The organism is Pseudoclavibacter sp. CFCC 14310 (genome assembly GCF_008831165.1).
GTDB lineage: Bacteria > Actinomycetota > Actinomycetes > Actinomycetales > Microbacteriaceae > Pseudoclavibacter_A.
Map to the genome: position 1 here is coordinate 394,187 of NZ_WBKC01000001.1, position 23,681 is coordinate 417,867.

A 23,681-nucleotide genomic window follows, 5' to 3' on the forward strand; every position below is an offset into this window, starting at 1 on the left:
AATGAGGGGCGTGCCACGGCAGAATGACAGAGTTCTCGACCCCAGGGCGCAGCGAACTCGTCAGGCGCTGCGCACGGCCGTGCTCACCCTGATCAGTCAGGAGCCGATCGAGGTCATCTCGATCTCAGACGTCGTTCGTGAGGCAGGCGTCAACCGCAGCTCGTTCTACGTGCACTACAGCGATATTGACGAACTGCTCGCCGACGCGTTCGAAGAGCTCTCGATCAGCGTCAATCAGACGAACATGATCTCGCCCGGAGTGCCGCACGACGCCGAGACCGGCCTGCCCAAGACGCTCATGCAGTATCTGGAGCACATCGCCGAATACAAGTCGGCCTATGCCTGGGCGCTCGGCCCGAAAGGCAGCGCCGCGGTCACGCACCGTCTGCGCGAGCAGTTTCGTGCGATCATCGAGCAGAGTCTGTTGCAGTACGCCGACCGCAGCACCGCAGTGCCGATGGGGTTCGACGCCGACGCGGCCTTTCTCGCCGGTGCAGTGATCGGGACCATCTCGATCTGGCTCTCCGAAGCTCCCGAGGTGCCCGCCAAACGCGTGAGCGTGTGGCTGTGGCGCCAGCTGCAGCAGGACTTCCTGCGCATCCTCGAACGCTACGCACTCACCAACCGGCCGGCCGCCCGGCTGCCGAAGCGCGGGCGTCGTCCGAGCAATCCTGGTCGCGGCTGAGCGTCAGCGCACCACCTGTACCTGATCGCCCACAGTCTTCTGCACGAACGCGTAGCGGCTGTCGGCGCTTTCGCCGGGAAACTCGCTGCGCACCCGCTCGTCGGCCTGTGACATGGGCAGGATGCGCAGGCCGTGTCGAGCCCCCAGCGAGACGCCGCGAGCGACGAAGTCCATGAACGTCGGTGTGAACGTGGCCTGCTCGACGGTGACTGGTCCGTCGCCGGTGCGCACCAGCTGCCACTGCGCGATGCCTCCGGTGCGGTTGTTGACCGGCACCTGCGTCGAGAGCATGTTGCCCAGCGAGTTCCAGACCAGCGTGCGCCCGCCATCCGGACGATCGATGAACTCGGCCGGCTGCAGGACGTGCGGGCCGGTGCCGATGACGACGTCGGCGCCCGCGTTCACGAGCTTCTGCGTGAGCTCGCGCTGCGGGGCATCGGTCGCCGTGGAGTCTTCGGTGCCCCAGTGCATCGAGACCATGACGACATCGGCCTGTTTGCGGGCCTCGGCGAGCTGCTCGTCCATGAGCGGGCCGTCAGTGGTGTTCAGACCGAAGGTCGTGTGCCCCATGTTGCTCTGCGCGGTGAAGGCGAGCTGGGCGATCTTCATGCCGTTGATCTCGGCGTAGGCGATCGTGCGCTGCTCTTCGGAGCTGCGGTTGGCCCCGGCGATGAGCTTCGGCTGCAGGGCATCCCAGGTGTCGCGGGTGCGGTCGATGTCGGCCTGCTCGTAGTCGGCCATGTGGTTGTTCGCCAGGTTGATGTCGTTGCAGCCGACGTCGCGGCTCAGACTCTCGGCGAACTGAGTGGGGGCGCGGAACCGAGGATAGGTCGTGATCTGTGCAGGGGATGTGGCCGAGGCGAGCACTTCTTCGTTGCAGAAGACCAGGTCAGAGCTCTGGTAGATCGGCCGGATCGCGTCGAAGTAACGGCCGTAGTCGTAGCCGTCTGTCGTCTTCGCCTCGGCGTTGACCGCCTGATGCGGCAGCATGTCGCCCATTGCGCTCACGGTCACGCGCTGTTCTGTCGGTGCGCTTGGTGTGCTCGGTGCGGTGCTGGCCTGCTCTGGGGTGGATGAAGCAGGTGCATCTGGTGCGCTGTTCGAAGTGCACCCCGTCAGCGCGAGTGTCAGACCGAGCAGGCCGACGGCGAAAGACAGCGGCAGAGACCGAGGCAGGTGGCGCATGCGACTCATTATATGGGCTGCTGTGATTCAGCTGTGAGAGACGTTGTGCGAACGGTGACAGCCTGCGGAGTCGACTGATGAGGCGGAGCCGCCCGCGCATCCGCTCGACACGTCTTTGCGTTCGCATCTGCAGCCGTTGAGCGGGGTGTTCATCGATGCATCGGTCGCGGTAGAGTGAACGGCGTGACCAACGCGATTCCCACCCCATACGAAGACCTGCTGCGCGACGTCTCCGAACACGGCGCAGCCAAGGGCGACCGCACCGGAACCGGCACGCGCTCGCTCTTCGGGCGTCAGATTCGGTACGACCTCTCGAAGGGGTTTCCGCTGATCACGACGAAGCGCGTGCACTTCAAATCGGTCGCATACGAGCTGCTCTGGTTTCTGCGCGGCGAGTCGAACGTGCACTGGCTGCAGGAGCATGGCGTGAGCATCTGGGACGAATGGGCAGACGCCGACGGCGAACTCGGGCCGGTCTACGGTGTGCAGTGGCGGTCATGGCCGACGCCCGACGGCGGGCATATCGACCAGATCGCGCAGGTGATCGAGCAGCTGCGCAGCGACCCCGAGTCGCGACGCATCATCGTATCGGCCTGGAACGTCGCCGAGATCTCGAAGATGGCGCTGGCGCCCTGCCACGCCTTCTTCCAGTTCTACGTGGCCGACGGCAGGCTCTCGACGCAGCTGTACCAGCGTTCGGCCGACATGTTTCTCGGGGTGCCGTTCAACATCGCCTCGTATGCGCTGCTGACACACATGATCGCTCAGCAGGTGGGGCTCGAGGTCGGCGACTTCGTCTGGACGGGCGGAGACTGCCACATCTACGACAACCACACCGAGCAGGTCGAACGGCAGCTCGCGCGTGAGCCCTACCCGTATCCGACGCTGAAGATCCGTCGTCGGCCAGAGAGCATCTTCGACTATGAGTACGACGACTTCGAGATCGTGAACTACCAGCACCATCCCGGGATCAAGGCTCCGGTGGCGGTGTGAGCACGGGGGATGCTGCTGAGCAGGCTGCTCGTGGCGAACGCGGGGCAGACGTCGGCCTCGAAGAGATCATCGAGCACAGGCCGTTGATCGGGCTGATCTGGGCGCAGGATCGCCACGGCGTGATCGGCGCACAAGGCGGCATGCCCTGGCACGTGCCCGAAGATCTGGCGCACTTCAAAGCTGTGACGATGGGCGCGCCGGTGATCATGGGACGGCGCACCTGGGATTCGCTCAACCCGCGGTTCCGTCCGCTGCCCGGGCGGCGCAACATCGTGGTCACTCGACAGGACTCTTGGGGCGAAGCCGCCGCGGCGAGCGACGAGCGCGCCCGGCGCGGCCTCGAACGCGGCGATCTGCAGGTCGTGCACGCGCTGAGCGAAGCCGTGACGCTCGCGACGCAGGATGCAGCGGCAGAGGGAGCGGGGCATCCTGCGCCCGTCTCGCAGCCGACCGCAGGTGGCACGATGTCGCACGATGCGGCTGCGCGTGCTGGTGCGCAGGGTGCTGGTGCCCACGGTGCTGGTGCCCAGAGTCCGGCTGGTTCGGGCACGGCTGCACACGGCGCTGGTGCCCATGTGGAGATCGACGCCTGGATCATCGGGGGCGCCCAGCTGTTCGCCGAGGCACTCAATTCGGGGCTCGCCGATGTGGTCGAGCGCACGATGCTCGACGTCGACGTAGCGGGTGATGAGGGTGTCGTCGGCGATACCTTTGCTCCGGAACTCGGGGCTGACTGGCGGGCGGTCGCCGCCTACGAGGCAGACTGGGCGACCTCGCGCTCGGGCATGCGCTATCGCTTCGAACGGCTTGTGCGGGTCTGACTCTGCTGATTGGGCTAGGCCTAGGGGGGCGAGTGGGCGCTCTCAGCCGGTTGGCCGCTGGGGCTCACCTAGACCATCTGCTCTCAGCCCATCGAGCCATGGGATCTGCCGAGGCGTATCTGGTCTCAGCCCATCGAGGCATGGGAAATGATGCCTAAACCGATCCAGACATGGAACTTGGCATGACTGGATGTTCTGGTGCGTCATTTGAGGCGTCTGGATGTGGAGACGCGGCATTTGGAACGCTTGGAAAGAACCGATCAGTCGTGCGCAGGATGGGCTCTGGCCCATGCCTCTGAATAGGCGGCGCACACCTTGCGGGCAATGGCGAGTTCGCCTTCACGAATGTGTTTGGCGTTGAAGCGGAGGTTGACAATCCCGGCGCGTACCAATGCCTCTCCGCGTTCGGCGTCGCGAGCGTATTGGTAATTATCCAACCGATGATGCTGGCCATCGTACTCGAAGCCTAGCCGCAGGCCCGGATAGTAGAGGTCGAGCCGAGCAACGAGCTCACCCGAGTTCGTCATAATCTCGAAGTTCAGCTCTGGCTCGGGCAGCCCAGCACGAAGCACGATCATCCTGAGCTTGGTCTCGCGTGCAGACTGAGATCTTGTGCGTATCAGCTCGGCCGCTTCACGAAGACGTTGCGCACCCCGACAACGCTGCTCAGCCGCAACACTCTGAAGTTCGGTCGGCTGGCAACTCGGCACCCGACGGTCTGAGCGCAGTGGCTGCGACAGTACGATGGCATCGCCAAGCGTGACCAAATCATCGAGGCTGAACTCCTTCATCTGCGTCACCGTGCAGAACGTCATTGATTCAGACAGCACCGCCACACCATGGCGCCAGACAGTCGCACCCATCAGCTCTGCGTTGAGCTGGTGTCCGGTGATGCCGCGACCCCGAGGGCGATTACGGCGTTTCGGCACTGAGACATGCAGATTGAGCGCTTCGGGCGCACCCTGAATGGTCAGATAGTGGTCAGGGATTGGAAGTCCGTGCAGGATCGCCGCGGTGAGGTGGCTGAAGACTGCGTCTTTGCGCTCACGGCTGACATAGGCCTTGCACAGCGCAATGAGGCGTCTGCGAATCGTTGCGTATCGATCCTTCGCATCAGCGATCGGCTGTGGACGGTCGGCGGGCATACGCACACCATGGAACGGAGCCAGCAGGTCCACTGCATCGACAACGGATCTTCGCACGCCGAGATTGATCGCCTCTGTTGTGCTGAACGCGCGGTTTCGAAGTTCCATCGGTAGCTTTGTGCCGCTGCGAGGTGTGTGAGCAGCTGCTCCGTCGTCGCTTCGATTGGGTGGCCATGTCGACATACGCCCAGTCTCCGCCGAGATGGTCGTATGTGAACAGCGCAGCGAGCGCATTGTGAACACACTTGGAGCATTCCGAGCGATGTGGACAGCCAAAAGCTCACGCAACGGGGCTCCGGCTTGATCCAGACATGGCAAATGCCCTGCCTAGGTATCGAGACATGGAACTTGGCATGTCTGGATGTCTTGGTGCGTCATTTGGGACGTCTGGATGCCGTGGTGCGTCATTTGGCATGTCTGGATGCCGTGGTGCGTCATTTGGGACGACTGGATGTGGAGTGGGGTGGGACGGTCGCCACCATAATGCGACTGAATGCTGCCGAACACTGCTGAATGCTGCCGAACACTACTGAATGCTGCCGAACACTACTGAATGCTGCTGTTCGGAGCAGCGACAGAGGTCAGCCGCCGAACCGATGCGAGTCGATGACTCGCTGAGCGCGCTCGGCGTCGTCGAAGCTCGTGAACACGACCGTGTAGAGCCGCTGATCGAAGGTCTGCATCTGCAGCGCGGCCACGCCGCCGAGATTGAGCCGCACCCCGCGTGGATCGCGAGGCCGACCCATCACCACCCAGTCGAAGCCGGAGCGGCCGAGCGTCGCGTCGTCCACGACCGCCGTCTGTGCGATGTCGGCGATGTGCACCGACGCACGGTAGAACGGGGCTGCGAGCCGCACCTCATGCGACTGGATGCGCACGCGGATCACCGTCCATCGCATCCACCACCAGGTGACCAGCCCCAGGGCGACGACGACCGCGACCGAGAACACGACGCCGATCACGCCGCCGTCGAGCGTCATGGCGATGATGACGAGCACTGCGGCCACGAAGATCAGGGGCGCGACGGCGATCCATCGGGCCCATGTCGGCGGCCGGATGGCGAACTCTGCGAGATGCTCACCGGTCGTGCTCATGCCTCCACCATAGGCGCATGCCGGCGGGCGGGGCAGCGATGCAATACGACGCGCGCCCACGGAGCCGTGACTCCGTGTCGGCGGCCAGCGGGTCAAAGACTGACGGCGGGTGCGCCCCGCAGCAGAGCGGCGACCGACGTCACTCCGGGATCTCGGTGACGAAGTCGATCAGCTGCTCGACCCGACCGGTGAGCGAGGGCTCGAGATCGCGGTAGCTGCGCACCGTACCGAGAATGCGCGACCATGCTTTGCCGACGTCGGCCCCCGTCTCGCCGGGCCAGCCGAGCGCTCGGCACATGCCCGACTTCCAATCGATGCCGCGGGGGATGCTGGGCCAAGACCGTATGCCGAGTCGCTCGGGCTTGACGGCCTGCCAGATGTCGATGAACGGATGCCCCACGACGAGCACGGCGTCTCGCGCCGGCCCGGCGGGCAGCGCGTCGACGATGTGGGACTCCTTCGAGCCCTTGACGAGGTGATCGACGAGCACCCCCATGCGACGGGTGGGGCCGGGCTCGAACTCGGCCATGACCTCGGCGAGATGGTCGACGCCGAGCAGCTGCTCGACGACCACGCCAGTGGCCTTCAGATCGTCGCCCCAGACCTTCACCACCAGCTCGGCGTCGTGCTTGCCCTCGACGAAGAGCCGACTGGCCCGAGCCACCCGGGCCCGCTGATTCGGATCGACCCGCATGCCCGAGGCTCCGATGCGCAGCGATTCCGCAGCGCGACCGGCCGATCCGGCAGCTCCGCGCGCCCGTGGCGACCCGGCCGCCGTGCCAGCGCGACCTGCGCCGCCTTGCGCACGCGCGGCATCCCCCGGATGCACCAGATCGATCGGCTTGCCCTCAAGCAGCAGGCCGGGCCCCCACTGAAACGCGCGCACCGCACCATGCCGGTCTTCGAGCTCGACCACCTGCCGGTCGAAGCGCACCAGAGCTCCGCAGAATCCGCTGGCGACGTCTTCATAGACCTCGCCGAGCTGTGCGGCGACTCTCTTCGGTCCCACCGTGCGCCGCCACGACTGGTCGGCGAGCGGGTCGATGTCATAGCGATCGTCAAACATATGTCTTCTTCGGCTCCTACTTGGGCAGCTTCGCGAGCAGCTTCTTGAGTCGGGGAACGCTCGCCGTGCTGGCCGTGCCGAGCTCCTGCGCCCAGAGCCCGACCTGCAGCTCTTCGAGCATCCAGCGGGCTTCGTCGAGCACGCGGCTGCGCTCGTCGATCACACCCAGCCACCAGTCGGGCGAGGGAATGCTGCCTCCTGCGCCCTCGAAGAGCCGCAGCGCAGTGTCGGCCTCGGCACGCCACGTGTTGTCGCGGCCGGGCTGCGTCTCGAGCTTGTGCAGCCGCAGCGCGAGGCCCTCGAGATAGCGGGCGATGTGCGGCAGGCGCGCGGTGCCGCAGGCGCGGATGAACCCTTCGTAGACGAGTTGTTCGATGTGCGCACGGATGCCGCTGGTCGCCCCGAGCAGCGCCATCGAGGTGACCTGCTTCAGCGCGCGCTCGGTGTCACGCTGGGCTCCGAGCACCTTCGCCACCTGCGAGGTCGCCGCGAACAGGGCGTCGACGAGGTCAGCGCTGACTCGGTCGCAGAACTGTTCGAAGGCCTGCGGGTCGCGGGGCAGCGCCTCGGCGAGGTGCAGCAGCCGGGCGCGGTCACGACTGCCTGCGGATGCCCCGCTCGCCCCCGCCTGCGGGTCTGCTCCCGCCGTGTGGCCGGCGGCGTTCGGCAGCACCAGCTCGGCGAGGTGAGCGTCGATCACGGCCAGCGCCGCGTCCTCGATCGCGGCCCGCGGCGAGCGGTACGGCGACGAGGCCAGCGCGAGCTTCTCGGGGCCGGTCAGGTGTTTCAGCACGTACTCGGTCGGCATGGGTACGTTGAGCGCGACGAGGCGACGCACGCCGGCCCAGTGGCTGCGCAGCGCATCGCCCGGGGCGGCGAAGAGTCGCACCGCCACACTCCTGCCCTCGTCGACGAGGGCAGGGTAGCTGCGCACGACGTTGCCGCCGAGATCTTCGACGGTCTCGACGGGCAGCGCGCCGATGCCGCGGTCGGCGGCCTCGTCGCCGGGCTTCGACGCCCACGCGGTGAGCCCGGTGCGCTCGCTGGCCGAGCTGCGCGCCGCCACGGCGACTCGTGCGCTGTCATGGTGCTCTCGCTGCAGCTCGAGCAGGTCGGTCGACTCGCTGATCGCGCGGCCCTGATCGTCGAGCACACGGAACGTGGCCCGCAGATGCGCGGGCACGCGCTCGACCTCCCACGCGTCGTCGGGAATCGGCACGCCGCTGAGCGAGCGCAGGGCTGCGCCCAATGCGACGGCGAAGGGGCGGCCGTCAGGATGCTGCGGCAGCGTCTCGAGCGCGCGCCGCGCCCAGTCGGCTGCAGGCACCACGTTGCGACGGTGCACTTTCGGCAGCGAACGGATGAGAGCGACCGCAAGATCCTCACGCAGCCCGGGCACCAGCCAGTCGAAGCCCTCGGGTCGCAGCTGGGCCAGCAGGGCGAGCGGAACATCCACATTCACGCCGTCGGAGTCGCTGCCGGGGTCGAATCGGTAGCTCACGGCCAGCGTCAGGTCGCCCTGCCGCCAGGTGTTGGGGTAGTCGGTCTCGTCGACCGACTGGGCGCGATCGTCGGTCACGTCGTCGATGCTGAGCGTCAGCAGATCGGGCGTCTCGCGGCGCTGCTGCTTCCACCAGCGGTCGAAGGCGCGGCCGGTGTTGATCTCAGCGGGAATGCGGTGGTCGTAGAACGCGAAGAGCGCCTCGTCGTCGATCGCGATGTCTCGTCGCCGACTGCGGTTCTCGAGGTCTTCGACGTGCGCGCGCAGCCGCTGGTTCTCAGCGAAGAAGGCGTGCCGAGTGTGCCAGTCGCCCTCGACGAGCGCCTGCCGAATGAACAGCTCGCGGGCGACCTCTGCATCGACCCGGCCGTAGTTCGCGCACCGGCCGGCCACGATGGGCACGCCGTAGAGCGTCACCCGCTCGGTCGCGACGACCTGTTCGCGCTTCGCCGACCAGCGCGGCTCGGCATAGCTGTGTTTGGCGAGGTCGCCGGCGAGCTCCTCGGCCCAGCCCAGATCGACCTTGGCGTTCACGCGCGCCCAGAGCCGCTCGGTCTCGACCAGCTCGGCGGTCATCACCTCGGTCGGCGGCTTCTTGAACAGCCCCGAACCGGGGAACACCCAGAAACGCGTGCCACGGCTGCCCAGATAGTTGCGCTTCTTCTCGTCGTAGACGCCCAGCTGCGAGAGCAGTCCCGCCATGAGAGCGCGATGGATACCGTCGGCAGCCTCGGTGGTCGCGTCATCGCCGCGTCGGCGCCCGCTGCGCTGGTTGGAGCCGTGTCTGCTCTTCGTGTGACCGCGGTCGTTCGCGCGCTCGCCGACTGCTGCGGCACGCGTGGTGTCGTTCACTGCGGCCGTGCTCTCAATGCGGAACGACGACGGGTCATCGGGCTGCATGCGCTCAAGCTGGCGCACCAGATCGATCCACTCGCGCACCCGCACATAGTTGATGAACTCTTTGTGGCATAGCCGACGGAACGCGCTTGATGAGAGATCGTGGCGCTGCTGCTCAAGGTACTTCCAGAGTTTGAGCGTGCCCAAGAAGTCGCTCGACGGGTCGACGAACCGCGCGTGCTGCTGGTCGGCGGCCTGCTGCCGGTCGCGCGGGCGCTCGCGGGGATCCTGCACCGTGAGCGCTGCCACGATGACGGTCACCTCGTGTGCCACACCCAGACGCTGTGCTTCGACGATCATGCGCCCGAGTCTGGGATCGATCGGCACCCTGGCCAGTCGCCGCCCGATGTCGGTGATGTGCATCTCGCCGTCACGGCTGACCTTGGGCGACTCGATCGCGCGCAGCTCGACCAAGGTGTCGATGCCGCTGGCGATCGCTCGTGAATCGGGCGGCTGCAGAAAGGGGAAGTCGTTGATGGCACCGACCTTGAGCGTGGCCATCTGCAGAATGACGCTGGCGAGATTGGTGCGCAGGATCTCGGGATCCGTATATTCCGGTCGAGACATATAGTCGTCTTCGCTGTACAGCCGGATACAGATGCCCTCGGCGACACGGCCGCATCGCCCTGCGCGCTGATTCGCACTCGCCTGCGAGATGGCCTCGACCGGGAGGCGCTGCACGCGCGACCGAGTCGAATACCGGGAGATGCGGGCGGTGCCTGTGTCGATCACGTAGCGGATGCCGGGCACGGTCAGCGAGGTCTCGGCGACGTTGGTCGACAGCACGATGCGTCGACGGATGCCCGGGTTGCGGCCCGTCTCGAAGACTTTGTGCTGGTCGGCGGCGCTGAGTCGGCCGAAGAGGGTGAGCACCTCGGTGAAACGGTGGCGACCGGCGAGTGCCTTGGCCGCTTCGCGGATGTCGGCCTCGGTGGGGAAGAACACCAGGATGTCACCGTCGGGCTCGAGCATGAGCTCGTCGGTGGCCGACAGCATCGCGTCGAGGGTCTCTTCGTCCTTCTCTGGCGGACGATACCGAATCTCGACGGGAAAGGTGCGGCCGGACACCTCGATCACTGGAGCCTCGTCGAAGTGCTTCGAGAAGCGGTCGACGTCGATGGTCGCCGAGGTGATGATCAGTTTGAGGTCGCGGCGCTTCGGCAGCAGGCGCTTGAGGTAGCCGAGCAGAAAGTCGATGTTCAGGCTGCGCTCGTGCGCCTCGTCGATGATGATCGTGTCGTAGTTCATCAGGCGGCGGTCGCGGCGAATCTCGGCGAGCAGAATGCCGTCGGTCATCACCTTCACACGCGTCGAGGTGTCGGTGTGATCGGTGAATCGCACCTGATAGCCGATCTGCTCGCCAAGCTTGGTGTTCGTCTCGACGGCGAGGCGTTCGGCGATGGTTCGTGCCGCCAGACGGCGCGGCTGGGTGTGACCGATCTGTCGCGTGTAGGTGCGTTTTCTGCCGTCGTTCCCGGTTCGTTCGACGGGCAGGCCGCGGCCGAGCTCCAGACACATCTTGGGAATCTGCGTGGTCTTGCCCGAGCCGGTCTCACCCGCGATGATGACGACCTGGTTCGCCTCGATTGCCGCCATGATCTCGTCGTGGCGATCGCTGACCGGCAGCTGCGGGGGATAGGTCAGGGTCAGATCGGTCATCTCATCCACTGTACTTCGTACCTGAACGGAGCCTGATCGTCTCTGCGCGTTTTCGCACGTCGGCTCAGCGCGGGGAGTGGCCGTTCAGCACACAGCGTCAGAGCCAGCTGTGCGGGAGCCACGCGTGCAACGACCAGAATGTGCGCGAGACGTCCATCCCCGTCCAGAGGGGATAGAAGAATGCCGAGACGGCGACGACGAGAACGACGAACCCCGCCACGACGGGTCGTGCCCAGACCCGACGCGCCACCGCGGCGCCGGAGTTGTCCTGCGGGGGCGGCACCAGCATCCGCACGACGGCGACCACCGCGAGAATCAGGAACGGCTGCCACGCCACCGCGTAGAAGAAGAACACCGTGCGGTGCAGGTACATCAGCCAGGGCAGGTAGCCTCCGGCGAAGCCGAACAGAATTGCGACGGCCTGCCAGGTGACATCGCTCGCGGGCGACATCACACGCCAGGGCCGCCGCGCAGTCGAGCGACGCAGCACCCGAACGATCACGAAGACGATCAGCGTGAGCACTGCGAGGTGCGCGACCCACCAGAGCAGTGGGTTGGCGACCGATGAGATCGTGTTCACGCACCCGGAGTCATGCAGGCAGCCGTTCTCACCCGGATCGTCGATGGTGCGCCAGAACAGCGTGGGCTTGAGCATGAGCGGCCAGCTCAGCGGACTCGATGCCCAGGGGTGCGGGCTGTCGAGCCCCGTGTGGAATCGGTAGGCGACCGCGTGATACTGCCCGAACGACCGCAGCGCGTCGGGTACGACCGCGAGCCACCCTTCAGCCGGATTCGACTCGGCCCAGTGGCGTCCCCAGCCGTTCGAGGTGACGAACCAGCCCGTCCACGAGGCGAGATACACCAGCACGACGGTGGGCAGCACGGTGACGAGGCCGACCCCGGCCTGAGCCAGCGACTGCAGCGGCCAGGCCCGCGCCCAGAATGTCTGCCGGTGCGCGTGATGCCCTGAGGTCGCCCTCATGGGGATGCTGCCCGCGGCCCGAGCGAGCCGCCGCCTGGCGAGCAGGTCGTCGACGACGGTGTAGAGGCCGAAGGCGACGGCGAAGTAGACGCCCGACCACTTCACGCTGGTCGCGCAGCCGAGGAACACTGCGGCTGCGAACAGCCAGGGGCGCCACCAGACCACCCCCATCGACCCGCGTTCGTGCAGCCGTTCGGCGAGCATCCGGCGGTGCCGGCTGCGGTCGATGAGTAGCATCCAGAACGCGGCGAGCACGAACAGCCCGATGAACACATCGAGCAGTCCCGTGCGGCTCATCGTGATGGCGAGGCCGTCGATCGCGAGCAGGCCGCCAGCGAAGGTCGACAGTGCGGCGCTGTGGAACATCCGCTGAGCCACGACGCAGACCAGCAGCACCGTGAGGATGCCGGCGATCGCCGTCGACAGCCGCCATGCCCAGGCGTGTTCGGGCCCCGCCAGCATGCCCAGCCACATCATCCACTTGCCGAGCGGCGGGTGCACCACGAAGGCGCCGTCGCCGCTGAGAAACGAGTTGACATCGCCTGATTCGAAAGCCGGATTCGGTGACTCAGGCCAACGCGCCTCATTGCCGCGAGCGCCGAGCGTCCAGGCGTCTTTGACGTAGTAGGTCTCGTCGAAGACGAGTGTGTTCGGCCAGCCGAGATTCCAGAGGCGCAGCGCCGCAGCGAGCAGGGTGACTGCGGCCGGACCGAGCACTTTGAGACTCAGCCAGATTGGCAGTGGGCTCTGTGTGCCGAACCAGTGGGCCACCGGCTCGTGCCAGGTGGCGTGACGCAGGGTGTGCTGCTGCCCTCGCTGAGCGTCGTGAGCAGGAGTGGTGGAGGGCACCTCGCCATTCTACGGTCGGGACGGGGCGGGGTGGTCGGGACGGGGCGGGGTGGTCGAGACGGGGCGGAGTGGTCGAGACGGGGCGGAGTGGTCGAGACGGGGCGGAGTGGTCGAGACGGGGCGGGCAGAGCTGGTCAGGATGGCCGACCGTGATCGGGCTGGTCGGGACGGCTTCGAACGAGGCATGGCAAATGTCGTTCCAAACCATCGAGGCATGGAACTTGGCATGTCTGGATGGGGTTGGGCTGCATTTGGCATGTCTGGATGTCTGGATGGGGGATGGAAGATGCCTCAAGTTCCGGAGGGCTGACACTCGGCACGGGGCATTTGGGGTTGGGCGCTGGACACTGGGCACGGGGCACTTGGGGGTGGGTACTGGGCACTGGTTACTGGTTACTGAGCACTGAGCCCTGAGCACTGGTCTCCAGGAGTCCGGAGGCTGTGGAGGCGCAGACCTCGGCGACGTCAGCCGATCAGTCGGCGAAGTAGATGTCGTGGTGGCGCGAGCACCGCGGGTTGAAGGCCGCGCCGCAGACCGGGCAGCACGGCTCGATCGTCTCCATCGTCGTGAGGTAGGCCGAGGCGTTGAACTGGGAGCCGCATCCGCCGCAGCGCACGGCAGGCTGCGCGCGATCGACCGGCCACGGCAACGCCGCGTGATCGGCGAGCTGGGCGTGGCACTCTGTACACGCCCAGTAAGTGTCGCAGCAGGCGAAGCGCAGTGCCACGATGTCAAGTTCGGTATGCCAGTGCGCGCAGCGCGACGCAGGGTCGAGGTCGACTCCGCGCACGGGCAGGCAGGCGTCAGACTCCAGAGCAGGCGCATGCCGGTCGCTCATCCGACGCCTCGTGCGGTCAGCGCGTCGGCGAGGTCGTCCGAGTACTTCAGCGTCATGACGAGCAGCGGCAGCACGTAGGCGCGGATGCTCGGCGGCGTGCCGCGCGCGATCTGGGCTTCGCGGATGCTGTGCGAGAGCCCCGAGACGACGGGCACGGCGTTGATCGCCAGTGAGAGCGTGAGCGCCACCCGTTCTGGGGAGATGCCGACGAACCGCAGCGGACCCATCGCCCGGGTCAGCGCGTCGAGCATTGCGGTCGTCGTCGTGGTCAGGGTGATGAGCCCGGCGAGCACGATCAGCGTGACGAAGCGCGTCGTCTGCACGAGCGCGGGCATCGGCCCCTGAAAGATCAGAATCAGCAGGCCAAAGAACACGATGATCCACTTGGCCATCCAGAACTGCGCAGGCAGCCTGCGCAGCACCGGCCCGGCCAGCGCATAGAGTGCCACGGTCACGACCAGCAGCCCGGCCGACGCCCACCACACTGCAGGCAGCAGCGAGACGATCAGCGCGATCGACAAGAGTGCCAGCAGCTTGAGGCCCGCGGGCAGGCGGTGCATCGGGCTGTCGCCGGGAACGTACTGCGAGATCACGCGAACGCTCGCTCGTATTCGTCGACGACCTCGGCGGGGTCTCCCACGCGGATGATGCGGCCTGCCTCGAACCGGATCGCCAGGTCGCAGCGGCGTGCGAGGGCGAGGTCGTGCGTGGCGATGACCACGGGGCCGGGCAGCTCGTCGACGAGCAGACGGCTGATGCGTCGGGCATTGCCCAGATCGAGCATCGTGGTCGGCTCGTCGGCAAGCACGAGACGGGGCTCGCGAATGAGCACCGCAGCGATCGCGAGGGTCTGCTTCTGTCCGCCCGAGAGGCTGTGCGCCGGAACGTCGGCGCGATCGAGCAGCTCGTAGCGGTCGAGCCAGGCGTCGACCCGCGCCCGCACCTCGTCGCGCGGCAGTCTGAGCCCGCGCAGCGAGAACGCGAGGTCTTCGCGCACGGTGGGCATCACGATCTGCGTGTCGGGGTTGGTGAACACGAAGCCGACCTGGCGGCGCAGTGCCTTCGCCTCGCGCACCGGGTCGAGTCCGAGCACCCGCACTGCGCCTGCACTGGGGCGCATCAGGCCGTCGAGCACACGCAGCAGCGTCGACTTGCCAGACCCGTTGGCCCCGATCACCGCAAGCCGACGCACGGCGACCTCGAGACTCACCTCGTCGATGATGCGCGTGCCGCCCGCGTCGACGCAGAGCGCGTCGAGCCGAATCTCGGCAGCATCCATCAGAGCACCTCGGAGGTCATGATGTCGAGCCTACTTGCCGGCCAGCTGCATGCGTGCCGGGAAGGCCTGTGGGTACGCCTTCCAGAGTCCCGTGGTGATCAGAGTGGCCAGAACGGCTTTGATGGCGTCACCGGGCAGAAAGGCGAACGACGAGACGAGAGCCTGTGACAGCGGCAGGCCGGCGACCATCGAGGTCACCGGGATACCGAAGAGGTACACCACGAAGATGCCGCCGACGACGGCGCCGAGCAGGGTTCGCCACCAGACGATTCTGCGGCCGGCATGGGTGATCGCGCCGGCGACCAAGGCTCCGGCGATCCATCCGAAGAGATAGCCGGCAGACGGGCCCATGAACGCCGCTGGGCCGCCGCGCCCGCCACTCAGCAGTGGCAGACCGATCAGTACGAGCAGCAGCAGCACGACCACGGCGAGGGCGCCGCGTCGGCCGCCCAACACCGTGCCGGCCAGCATCACCCCCAGAGTCTGTGCGGTGATCGGCACGAGCCCCGGCACGGGGATGGGCCCCACCAGGCCGAGCGCGGCGATCAGAGCAGCGAACACCGCGATGCGGGCGATGTCGCGGTTGTCGAAGCCTCGGTGCGTCGTCGCCGGGGTCTTCGTGGATGCGTCGCTGACGGCCGACGTGGTGCGCGTCGGCTGGGTGGGCGAGGTGGACATCGTGTCTGCTCCTTCACTGAGAACGACCCCTGTCGAGTGTCAGGGGCGGTCGTCGAGCCGGTGGCGACCGCTCATCACACTACCTGAACGGCGTTCACCTGAACACTGTTCGGTTGGTACGACGCCGCTACACTCGTTTTGTGGATGTCGACAACGAGCGCACAGGCGCCGAGCAGCGGGAGCGTCGTGGCGCACGTCACAGCCGTGACGACGTCATCGCTGCGGCAGTGCAGCTGCTCGACCACAGCGGGCTGCCCGATCTGACCATGCGACGACTGGCCACCACTCTGGGCGTGCAGCCCAGTGCCCTGTACTGGCACTTCGAGAACAAGCAGAGTCTGCTGGCCGCCGTCAGCGACTGGATCACTCGCGACCGCCCCGAACGCGACCAGCTGCGCACGGCGTTCGTGCAGGCACGCCCCGGGTGGACGAGCGCCCTGCGCGCCGAGGCTCTCTGGCTGCGCTGCGCACTGCTCGATCACCGAGACGGCGCTGAGATCGTCGCGAGCACCGTCGCGCTGGGTCTCGGCCATGGCATCCCCATGCGCCACCTCGAGAAGAGCGTTCGCGACGGCGGCTTCGACGATCAGACCGCCCAGGCCAGCGCCGCGGCTCTGCTGCACTTCGTGCTCGGTTCGACCCAGCACGAACAGCAGCGTGACCAGGCAGGCGAGCTGGGCCTTGATGTGCCGGCAGCACCACGCGTCGACCATCGCATCGGCGACGGCGCGTTCGCCGCAGCCGACCTGGACGCCTTCGGCGCGATGGTGGTCGATAGCGTGCCCGGCGACTTCGCGTTCGGCGTCGACCTGCTCGTCGACGGCCTCGCGGCTCGCCGCAGCGGTGCAGACCAAGAGTCGAGGCGCATCCGATGAGCTCTGTGCTGCAGCCGGGCCTCGCCGTGCTCGCCGTCGTGCTCGGCACGCTGGTCGCATTCGTGCTCTTCGTGCCCTTCGTCATCGTCAGCTACCGTCGTCGCGGCAGCGCTGACGGCTGGTGGGTCGGCGGGTGGCTGATCACCGCGGTGTACCTGGCCGCTCTGGTCTGCTACACGCTGCTGCCGCTGCCGTCGAGCGGGCAGTACGTGTGTCGCGGCGTGCAGCTGAGCCTCGGCCACGATCTGCGCCATCTGCTGGCGAGCGGGCCGTCGGTCGGCGGGCTGATGCGCAGCATGGTCGTCTGGCAGCTCGCGCTCAATGTGGCGCTCTTCGTGCCGCTCGGCGTGCTGCTGCGTGTGCGTCACAGTGCGGGCGTCGTCGTCGCAGCCATCGGCGGGCTCGGCGTCTCGCTGCTCATCGAGCTCACCCAGCTCACGGGGGTTTGGGGGCTCTATCCGTGCGCCTATCGGGTCTTCGACGTCGACGACCTGACCACGAACACGCTGGGTGCGATCATCGGGTCGCTGGCGGCCATCCCCTTCATCAGTCGCGGAACACAGTCAGACCGCACCGCGCCGACGCCGGTCACCGCACTTCGCCGCCTGACCGGCATGCTCTGCGATGCGACCCTGGTGTTTCTGGCTCCGCAGGGCCTGTCGCTGATGTTCTTCATGGTCGTCGCCGGGCTGTGGCCGGGCAGCGGCCGCGCCGAGACGCTGGCGGCCGACCCGCGTGTGACCTGGCTGATCTGGTGCGTGCCGTTGGCCGTGCAGCTCGTGTTCGTGCTCTGGCGCGGTCGCACGTTCGGCGAGTGGGCGGTGCTGCTGCGCAGCAGGCCGGCGGATGCACGACCTGCGTGGCTCGAGCGTGGCCTGCGTTTCCTGGCCGGTTCGGGCGGGTTCGGGCTGCTCGCCATGCTCGATGCGGCTTCGGTGTCGGGCACGATCAGCGGAGCGGCCGGTGAGAGCGCCGACGGCTGGCGGGCGTGGCTGCTGCCCGCGGCCTGGGTCTTTGCGATCGCGAGCCTGATCGGCGTCTGGGCGACGCGCGACCGCCGCGGTCTCGCCGCTGCCGTGGCGGGTCTGCGCATCGAAGACCAGCGTGCGTCGGCCGCCAGCGCGCACGCCTCACGCCCGGCGGGCGACGCATCCGCATCCCGCGAACACACTGAGGAGACACGATGATCATCTTGGCCGGAACACCCATCGGCAACGCGGGCGACGCCTCGCCTCGACTCATCGAGCTGCTCGAGAACGCCGAGATCGTCGCGGCCGAAGACACCCGGAACACGCTGCACCTCTTCGACGTGCTGGGCGTCGAGAACCGCCCGCGCATGATCAGCATGCACGAGTACAACGAACGCGAACGCATCGACGAACTGCTCGACCTCGCCCGCGACCACGACGTGGTGGTCGTGACCGATGCCGGCATGCCGACGATCAGCGACCCCGGCTTTCAGCTGGGCGCCGCGGCCCGCGAGGCCGGCGTCACCGTGACGTCGGTGCCCGGGCCGACGGCGGTGCTGACGGCGCTCGCAGTCTCAGGCCTGCCCACCGATCGGTTCAGCTTCGAAGGCTTCGTGCCGCGTCGACCGGGCGAGCGCACCAGGCTGTGGCGGGCGCTCGCCGATGAGCAGCGCACCATGATCTTCTACGAGTCGCCGCACCGCGTCGCCGAGGCGCTGGCGAGCATGATCGAGGTCTTCGGCGCCGATCGGGCCGCGAGCGTGAGCCGCGAGCTGACCAAGCGCTTCGAGCACACCGAGCGCGGCTCGCTCGGGCATCTGGCCGAGTGGGCTGCCGAAGGCGTGCGCGGCGAGGTGGTCATCGTGATCGCCGGTGCGCCCGCTCGCATCGAGTCGCCCGACGATCATGTGGATGCCGTGCTCGCGCTGGTCGCCGAAGGGCGTCGGCTGAAAGAGGCGTCGGCCGAGGTGGCCGAACGCACCGGAGTGAGCCGCAAGGCTCTCTACGATCTCGCACTGCAGCGCCGTGCCGAGCGCTGACGCTGGCGAGTTTGCGGGCTCTGGGACTCTGCACAGCCTGAGCTGTGCACAGACTTATCCACAGGCATGCCGACGCCATCGTCGGTGAGCTGAGACCCTCGTAACGTGCTGATCACGAACGACGCCACCCGGCGTCGGCACTGATCATCAGGAGGGTCATCATGGCAGGTTCGAGCATCTCGGTCTCATACGACGAACTGCAGGGCGCGGCAGCGCGGCTGGAGTCACAGAAGCAGACGATCATCGGCGAGCTCGACCGGGCACGGTCGCAGATCGCCGAGCTGGTCAGCGGAGGCTTCGTCACGCAACATGCGTCCGGCAAGTTCAACACGGCGACCGAGCAGTTCGTGACCGGGTCGCAGCGTGCGATGGAAGGTCTCGCCGATCTCGGCCAGTATCTGCGGCAGACGGCCTCAGCGCTGCAGCAGGTCGACCAAGAACTCGCCTCGCGCATCGGCTGAGCGACACAGACGAGCGGCGAGGGGCGGGAGCGAGCATGTCGATGACACTCGAACTGAGTCATGAAGTGCTGCACGACGTCGGCAGCACGCTGAGCGGCGCGCAGGCGACGGCTGCGCTCGAGAGCCTGAGCCGAGTGCAGACGGCAGAAGGGCTCGACTACGGCGATGCCAGGGTGCAGGCGGCCTTGTCGCAGGTGGGCTGCGCGCTCGCAGCCGCGGCTCGGGTGCTCGTCGAGGGGTGCGAGCTCGGTGCTGCCGCGGCTCGCACCATCTCGACATCGGTCACTGCAGCCGATCAGCAGCTCGGCCTCTCAGCCGATGCGCTGCGCGCCGGAGCGGGGGAGTGATGGCGAGCGTCGAGAGCGTGCTCACCGGCGATCATCCCGGACGAGGCGAGCCCGAGTCGATCCACGGACTCGGAACCCACCTCGCCCGGCAGACCGACGGCGTGCTGCAGGTGCATGCCGCGATCGTCCAGTCACGCTCGGCTTTCGCAGGGCAGCAGGCGACGGCCTGCGATCGAGCCGAGCAGCTGCTGGCACGACCTCAGCAGTTGGCGGTATCGCTCAGTGAGACGGCACAGCAGAGTTCCACCCAGCTGCACTGGTACGCCGGTGAGGTCTCTGAGCTCGATCTGCAGGCCGAGCGAGTACGCAGTGAGGCGGCAGATCTGCTGCAGCAGATTGCACGGTGCCGCCGAGAGCTGATCGCGAGCGGCGGGTTCACCCAGATGGTGACGACCGACTGGCGGGCTCCTTCGGCGGCCGGCGTCGACCGACTGGCGCAGCCGGGCGCAGAAATGGCCGATGCGGAGCTGCAGCGTCGGGCGGGTCGGGCTGCAGAGGCCGAGCGAGTGCTGAGCCGCTGGCGAGCGCTGGAGGGCGAGGTCGATCGTCTGATCGCCGCGTGGCAGCGGCTGCAGAGTCGACGCAGCGAGGTGAACACCGAGATGTGCGCCCGAGCGAATGGGCTGTCGCTGCCAGCGCAGTGCTCCGGCACCGGCTATGACGGTGCGCTGGTCGCCATGCGGGGCCTGCACGGCTGGGCGGCTGACCGGGCCTCGGCCCAGGCCTATCTGCAGCAAATGCAGCACGACCCGGCCGCAGTCGGCGCGTTCTGGGTGCAGCTCGACGAGAGCACGCGTGCCGAGCTGATCACCGGTGCGTCGTGGTTCGTCGGCGGTCTGGCCGGCGTGCCGTTCGTCGACCGGATCGCGGCCAACCGCCACAGTGCCGAAGACGTGCTGCACGACGCAGAGGAGTCGCACAGGCAGTGGGAGCAGCGCTGCCCACAGGGCGAAGCGACCAATGGCGACTGCGCGATGATGCTGCCGCGCTCGCAGGAACAGCTCGACTATCTGCGCGGCATCGTCTCTGGCGAACGACAGCTGGTCGTCTTCGATCCGCGCAACGACAGGCTTGTCGAGGTCATCGGCGACATCAGCCGACCGGCGACTCACGTCATGACCTACCTGCCTGGCACCGGGGCCGATCTGCACGGCTTCTACCGCAACGAGACTCAGCAGGTGGCGAACTACCTCGTTCGAGATCTGAACGAGACGTCGGGCGGCAACGCCGTGGCGTTCGTGTACAAAGACGGTCCGTGGCCCAGCTGGGCAGGGGAGCGTGCCAATACCAATGAGCGCTATCTCTCAGATCTCGGCAGTCGGGTGGCGGAATTCGAACGGCAGATCGGTGCTCAGCCGAACCTCGCAGACGCCAGACGGGTGGGCATCGGTCACAGCGCTGGGCACACCATACAGCTGGCCGCCGAGACGCATGGGGCTCATCGCCATAGGGTGCTGGGCATCGGCGGGGCCTACGCGCCGCAGTCGTGGACGGCGGCAGACGAGACGTTGTATTTCAGCTACAACTACGAGGGCGATGCGATCAGGGTCATCGACCGAGTCAGCGACGCGAGCGAAAGCCTCTCGCCAAGCGGAGCGAGACTGCCCTACCAGACGGCCAGTGCCTCGGATTTCTTCGCGCACCGGTTCTTCCCCGAGGTCGAGGGCGACTCTGCGATCGACCAGCACAATCGCATTGCCAAGGGGCCAGACGAGAACGAGAGGGCGCTGGGCGCGATGCGTGACGACATTCTCGGAAGAAGACCACAATGATGCGTGTATCGACGACGCCGAGCAATTTCGGCGGCAAACGGCGCCACGTGACGAGGCAGGTCCTGCCGAGGATGCTTCTGACGATGATGCTGACAGCCGGGCTGCTGCTGAGCGCCTGTGTCACCCCGAAGAAGCAGGCCGTTGAGGCGTTTCCCAATCTCGAAGCTGCGAAGACCAGTTTGTTCGAACACCGCAATGAGATTCTTGCGCTGCTTCCGGAGGGCTCGATCGTGGAGCACACCGGGTCGCCGGATCGTAAGCGAACGGTCTTCAAATGCAACGAAGAAGAGACCCTGTTCAGCTGGCCGAGCACGAGTGATACGAAGGTCACGCCAGAGACCGATCTGTGGGCACATGCGCACCAGGTCGAGCAGGAGTGGGGTGCGCGCCCCGAGTGGAAGCTGGAATGGGACGAGACTGCTGGCGGCACGACGAACCTTTACATGAAGCACGAGAATGGCATGTCGCTCAACATGTTCATCCACAATGACACGCATTGGCTGAGCATTGCAGGGTTCACCGCCTGCTTTCCGATCCCGGACTACAACCGTCTTTCGGAGTACTGAGTTCGCTGGTGAAACCCTGCTGGCCCGACGACCTGCTCAGAACAGCGAGCCGTGCACCTGCTCGCCGTCGATGAGCGTGGCCACCACCTGGTAGCCGAATGTCACGCCCTGGAACGGCGTGTTGAGCCCCTTCGTGTGCTGCGAGGCACCGTCGACGGTCTGCTCCTGCTGCTCGTCCACGAACACCAGCGTTGCTGGGTCTCCGGCGCGCACGGCGCTGTTCGCAACCTCGGGCAGACTGCCGATCGCAGCAGGCCGATCGTGCATGATGTGGGTGATCATGCGCCAGTCGACCACACCGTCGACCGCGGTCACGCTGGCCACCACGGGCAGCGCCGTCTCGAGCCCGGTCATCCCGAACGCCGCCTGCGACCATCCGCACGACTTGCTCGCCACCGTGTGCGGGGCATGGTCGGTCCCGATCGTCTCGATCACACCGTCGGTCAGCGCCGCGCGCAGTGCGTGTACGTCGTCGGACGAGCGCAGCGGCGGGTTCACCTTGAACGTCGGAGAAGCCAGTGCCGAGAGCTCGTCGGTCAGCAGCAGATGATGCGGAGTCACCTCGGTCGACACCGGCCAGCCGTTCGCCTTGGCCGCACGAACGACCTCGACCGTGCGTCGCGTCGACACATGGCACACATGCAGGTGTCCGCCGGTCTCAGCGGCGAGTACCGAGTCGCGGGCGACGATCGCAGCCTCGCCGCTCACCGGCCACGGAGCGAGTCCGGTGCGCTCGGCGGCGAAGCCTGCGTTGAGCTGCCCCGAGCCGGCGAGAGCATGCGACTGCGCATGCTGCGCGACGGTCAGGCCCAAGGCACCCGTGCGCTGCAGAGCGTCCTGCATGAGACCGGCGTCGTCGACGCACTTGCCGTCGTCAGAGAACAGGGTGACCCCGGCATCGGCCAGCTCTTCGATAGGTGAGACGCGCTCGCCGGCCAGGCCGATCGTGATCGAGCCCACCGGATGCGCACGCACGCGCGACGTCTGCTCGGCCTGCTCGCGCATCCACTGCACTCGCTCGGGAGTGTCGGTGACGGGGTTGGTGTTCGCCATCGCAAAGACATCCGAGAACCCGCCGGCGGCAGCCGCAGCCAGACCGGTCGCAATCGTCTCTTGATCGCTGCCGCCCGGCTCGCGCAGGTGCACGTGCAGGTCGACGAACGCGGGCACCACGACGAGGCCGTGCCCCGCGATGACCCTCGCCGGCTGCGCATGCTGCAGCACGAGCGGGCGCAGGCGGGGGTCGAAGACGCCGGCGATGACCGGCCCGTCGATGAGCAGGTCACGCGGCTGCTCGCCGTACGGGCGCACGTCGGTGATCAGCACAGCAGAAGTGGTTCGGGGGATGCCTTGGTGTGACTGTGTGGAATCCTGCGTCATCGGGTGGTCTCTTCTCTATCTCGGGGGTGCAGCGTCAGCTGCGGGGTGACGAGTTCGTGTCTTGGGCGGTCAGTGCGTGCGCACGAGCGGCATCGAGCAGCAGGCGCACCGCGAAGACGATCACGACGATCAGGGCGGCGACCTGCAGGCACTCGAGTACGACGTAGGCGCTGTGCAGCAGGGAGGGGCCGGGATCGCCGCCGGCGACGATGACGTCGCTGCGGGCGTTGAGCAGCGGGCGCACCCAGACCACTTTGAGCAGGAGCACGCCTACGGCGGCGACCAGCGACCAGGTGAGCCCTCTGGCACGCAACTCATGGATCGCCGACGAGCGGCGGGCAACCAGCAGCGTGACGACCGTCGCGAGAGCGAGGGCGATCTCGACGATGTTCAGCGCGGTGAACACCAGACGCCCGATGCCCAGACCGAGCGGGATCGTGATACCCGGTGCCTGGAACTTCAGCGGAGCCTCAACGAACGAGATCGCCAAGATCATGCCGAGCCACAGCGTGGGCAGCAATGGCAGCACGGCCACCGCACGCAGGCCCGCGTGGCTGCGCACAACTTCCACCGAGACGGCGTTGGGCGAGTTGGTCATG

Annotated in this window: 22 protein-coding genes; 10 read left to right on the forward strand and 12 right to left on the reverse strand. The window is 67.0% G+C overall.

All coding sequences use genetic code 11. The features are described from left to right. Nucleotides 1-10: 10 nt before the first annotated feature. On the forward strand, nucleotides 11-685 hold the full coding sequence (locus F8O06_RS01790; protein WP_192496559.1) for a TetR/AcrR family transcriptional regulator: 675 nt from the start codon (nucleotides 11-13) through the stop codon (nucleotides 683-685). Between the two features lie 3 nt (nucleotides 686-688). Here the strand turns inward: F8O06_RS01790 and F8O06_RS01795 are convergent, their stop codons facing one another. Further along, complete coding sequence (locus F8O06_RS01795) at nucleotides 689-1,699, reverse strand: CapA family protein (RefSeq protein ID WP_192496796.1); 1,011 nt, start codon at nucleotides 1,697-1,699, stop codon at nucleotides 689-691. A 345-nt stretch (nucleotides 1,700-2,044) separates the two neighbouring features. On the opposite strand from F8O06_RS01795, the gene F8O06_RS01800 reads away from it, so the two are divergent. Continuing rightward, entirely contained in the window at nucleotides 2,045-2,863 is an 819-nt protein-coding gene (locus F8O06_RS01800) for a thymidylate synthase (protein ID WP_225732956.1), read from the forward strand. Further along, nucleotides 2,860-3,684, forward strand: a complete 825-nt coding sequence (locus tag F8O06_RS12535) for a dihydrofolate reductase (protein ID WP_412973458.1) — start codon at nucleotides 2,860-2,862, stop codon at nucleotides 3,682-3,684. Before F8O06_RS01800 ends, F8O06_RS12535 begins: the two co-directional genes overlap by 4 nt. Nucleotides 3,685-3,944: 260 nt before the next feature. Here the strand turns inward: F8O06_RS12535 and F8O06_RS01810 are convergent, their stop codons facing one another. The 9 genes from F8O06_RS01810 to F8O06_RS01850 form a co-directional block, all read right to left on the reverse strand. Next, nucleotides 3,945-4,937: a hypothetical protein gene (locus tag F8O06_RS01810; RefSeq protein WP_158037187.1), complete on the reverse strand. Its 993-nt coding sequence runs from the start codon at nucleotides 4,935-4,937 to the stop codon at nucleotides 3,945-3,947. Between the two features lie 473 nt (nucleotides 4,938-5,410). Beyond that, nucleotides 5,411-5,923: a hypothetical protein gene (locus tag F8O06_RS01815; RefSeq protein WP_158037188.1), complete on the reverse strand. Its 513-nt coding sequence runs from the start codon at nucleotides 5,921-5,923 to the stop codon at nucleotides 5,411-5,413. A gap of 139 nt (nucleotides 5,924-6,062) precedes the next feature. Continuing rightward, nucleotides 6,063-6,989 carry a DUF3097 family protein gene (locus F8O06_RS01820; RefSeq protein ID WP_158037189.1) on the reverse strand — a complete coding sequence of 309 codons (927 nt, stop codon included), beginning with the start codon at nucleotides 6,987-6,989 and terminating at the stop codon, nucleotides 6,063-6,065. A gap of 16 nt (nucleotides 6,990-7,005) precedes the next feature. Further along, entirely contained in the window at nucleotides 7,006-11,046 is a 4,041-nt protein-coding gene (gene hrpA / locus F8O06_RS01825; RefSeq protein WP_158037190.1) for an ATP-dependent RNA helicase HrpA, read from the reverse strand. Between the two features lie 97 nt (nucleotides 11,047-11,143). Beyond that, nucleotides 11,144-12,877 carry a dolichyl-phosphate-mannose--protein mannosyltransferase gene (locus F8O06_RS01830; RefSeq protein ID WP_158037191.1) on the reverse strand — a complete coding sequence of 578 codons (1,734 nt, stop codon included), beginning with the start codon at nucleotides 12,875-12,877 and terminating at the stop codon, nucleotides 11,144-11,146. A 473-nt stretch (nucleotides 12,878-13,350) separates the two neighbouring features. Next, complete coding sequence (locus F8O06_RS01835) at nucleotides 13,351-13,716, reverse strand: CHY zinc finger protein (RefSeq protein WP_192496797.1); 366 nt, start codon at nucleotides 13,714-13,716, stop codon at nucleotides 13,351-13,353. Then, nucleotides 13,713-14,309: an energy-coupling factor transporter transmembrane component T family protein gene (locus F8O06_RS01840; RefSeq protein WP_158037192.1), complete on the reverse strand. Its 597-nt coding sequence runs from the start codon at nucleotides 14,307-14,309 to the stop codon at nucleotides 13,713-13,715. Before F8O06_RS01840 ends, F8O06_RS01835 begins: the two co-directional genes overlap by 4 nt. Beyond that, a complete protein-coding gene (locus F8O06_RS01845; protein ID WP_158037193.1) occupies nucleotides 14,306-14,995 on the reverse strand; it encodes an energy-coupling factor ABC transporter ATP-binding protein in 690 nt (229 codons plus the stop codon). Before F8O06_RS01845 ends, F8O06_RS01840 begins: the two co-directional genes overlap by 4 nt. A gap of 30 nt (nucleotides 14,996-15,025) precedes the next feature. Continuing rightward, a complete protein-coding gene (locus F8O06_RS01850; RefSeq protein ID WP_158037194.1) occupies nucleotides 15,026-15,673 on the reverse strand; it encodes a biotin transporter BioY in 648 nt (215 codons plus the stop codon). Between the two features lie 140 nt (nucleotides 15,674-15,813). On the opposite strand from F8O06_RS01850, the gene F8O06_RS01855 reads away from it, so the two are divergent. From F8O06_RS01855 to F8O06_RS01885, 7 genes are all read left to right on the forward strand, one after another. Beyond that, nucleotides 15,814-16,548 (forward strand): TetR family transcriptional regulator, encoded by a 735-nt coding sequence (locus tag F8O06_RS01855; protein WP_225732957.1) that lies wholly within the window; start codon nucleotides 15,814-15,816, stop codon nucleotides 16,546-16,548. Continuing rightward, complete coding sequence (locus F8O06_RS01860) at nucleotides 16,545-17,735, forward strand: VanZ family protein (RefSeq protein WP_158037195.1); 1,191 nt, start codon at nucleotides 16,545-16,547, stop codon at nucleotides 17,733-17,735. The genes F8O06_RS01855 and F8O06_RS01860 overlap by 4 nt, the downstream gene beginning before the upstream one ends. After that, nucleotides 17,732-18,556 (forward strand): 16S rRNA (cytidine(1402)-2'-O)-methyltransferase, encoded by an 825-nt coding sequence (gene rsmI, locus F8O06_RS01865; protein WP_158037196.1) that lies wholly within the window; start codon nucleotides 17,732-17,734, stop codon nucleotides 18,554-18,556. The genes F8O06_RS01860 and rsmI overlap by 4 nt, the downstream gene beginning before the upstream one ends. A 161-nt stretch (nucleotides 18,557-18,717) precedes the next feature. Continuing rightward, complete coding sequence (locus tag F8O06_RS01870) at nucleotides 18,718-19,017, forward strand: WXG100 family type VII secretion target (protein ID WP_158030179.1); 300 nt, start codon at nucleotides 18,718-18,720, stop codon at nucleotides 19,015-19,017. 35 nt (nucleotides 19,018-19,052) lie between these two features. After that, the gene (locus F8O06_RS01875) at nucleotides 19,053-19,364 is read left to right on the forward strand and encodes a hypothetical protein (RefSeq protein WP_158037197.1); all 312 of its coding nucleotides are present in this window, start codon (nucleotides 19,053-19,055) and stop codon (nucleotides 19,362-19,364) included. Then, nucleotides 19,364-21,136: a hypothetical protein gene (locus tag F8O06_RS01880; RefSeq protein WP_158037198.1), complete on the forward strand. Its 1,773-nt coding sequence runs from the start codon at nucleotides 19,364-19,366 to the stop codon at nucleotides 21,134-21,136. The genes F8O06_RS01875 and F8O06_RS01880 overlap by 1 nt, the downstream gene beginning before the upstream one ends. Nucleotides 21,137-21,219: 83 nt before the next feature. Next, on the forward strand, nucleotides 21,220-21,702 hold the full coding sequence (locus F8O06_RS01885) for a hypothetical protein (RefSeq protein WP_158037199.1): 483 nt from the start codon (nucleotides 21,220-21,222) through the stop codon (nucleotides 21,700-21,702). A gap of 36 nt (nucleotides 21,703-21,738) precedes the next feature. Here the strand turns inward: F8O06_RS01885 and F8O06_RS01890 are convergent, their stop codons facing one another. Together F8O06_RS01890 and F8O06_RS01895 are read right to left on the reverse strand one after the other, a co-directional pair. Next, nucleotides 21,739-23,082 (reverse strand): dihydroorotase, encoded by a 1,344-nt coding sequence (locus F8O06_RS01890; RefSeq protein ID WP_158037200.1) that lies wholly within the window; start codon nucleotides 23,080-23,082, stop codon nucleotides 21,739-21,741. 34 nt (nucleotides 23,083-23,116) lie between these two features. Then, a complete protein-coding gene (locus tag F8O06_RS01895) occupies nucleotides 23,117-23,680 on the reverse strand; it encodes a hypothetical protein (RefSeq protein ID WP_225733326.1) in 564 nt (187 codons plus the stop codon). Nucleotide 23,681: the final 1 nt, after the last annotated feature.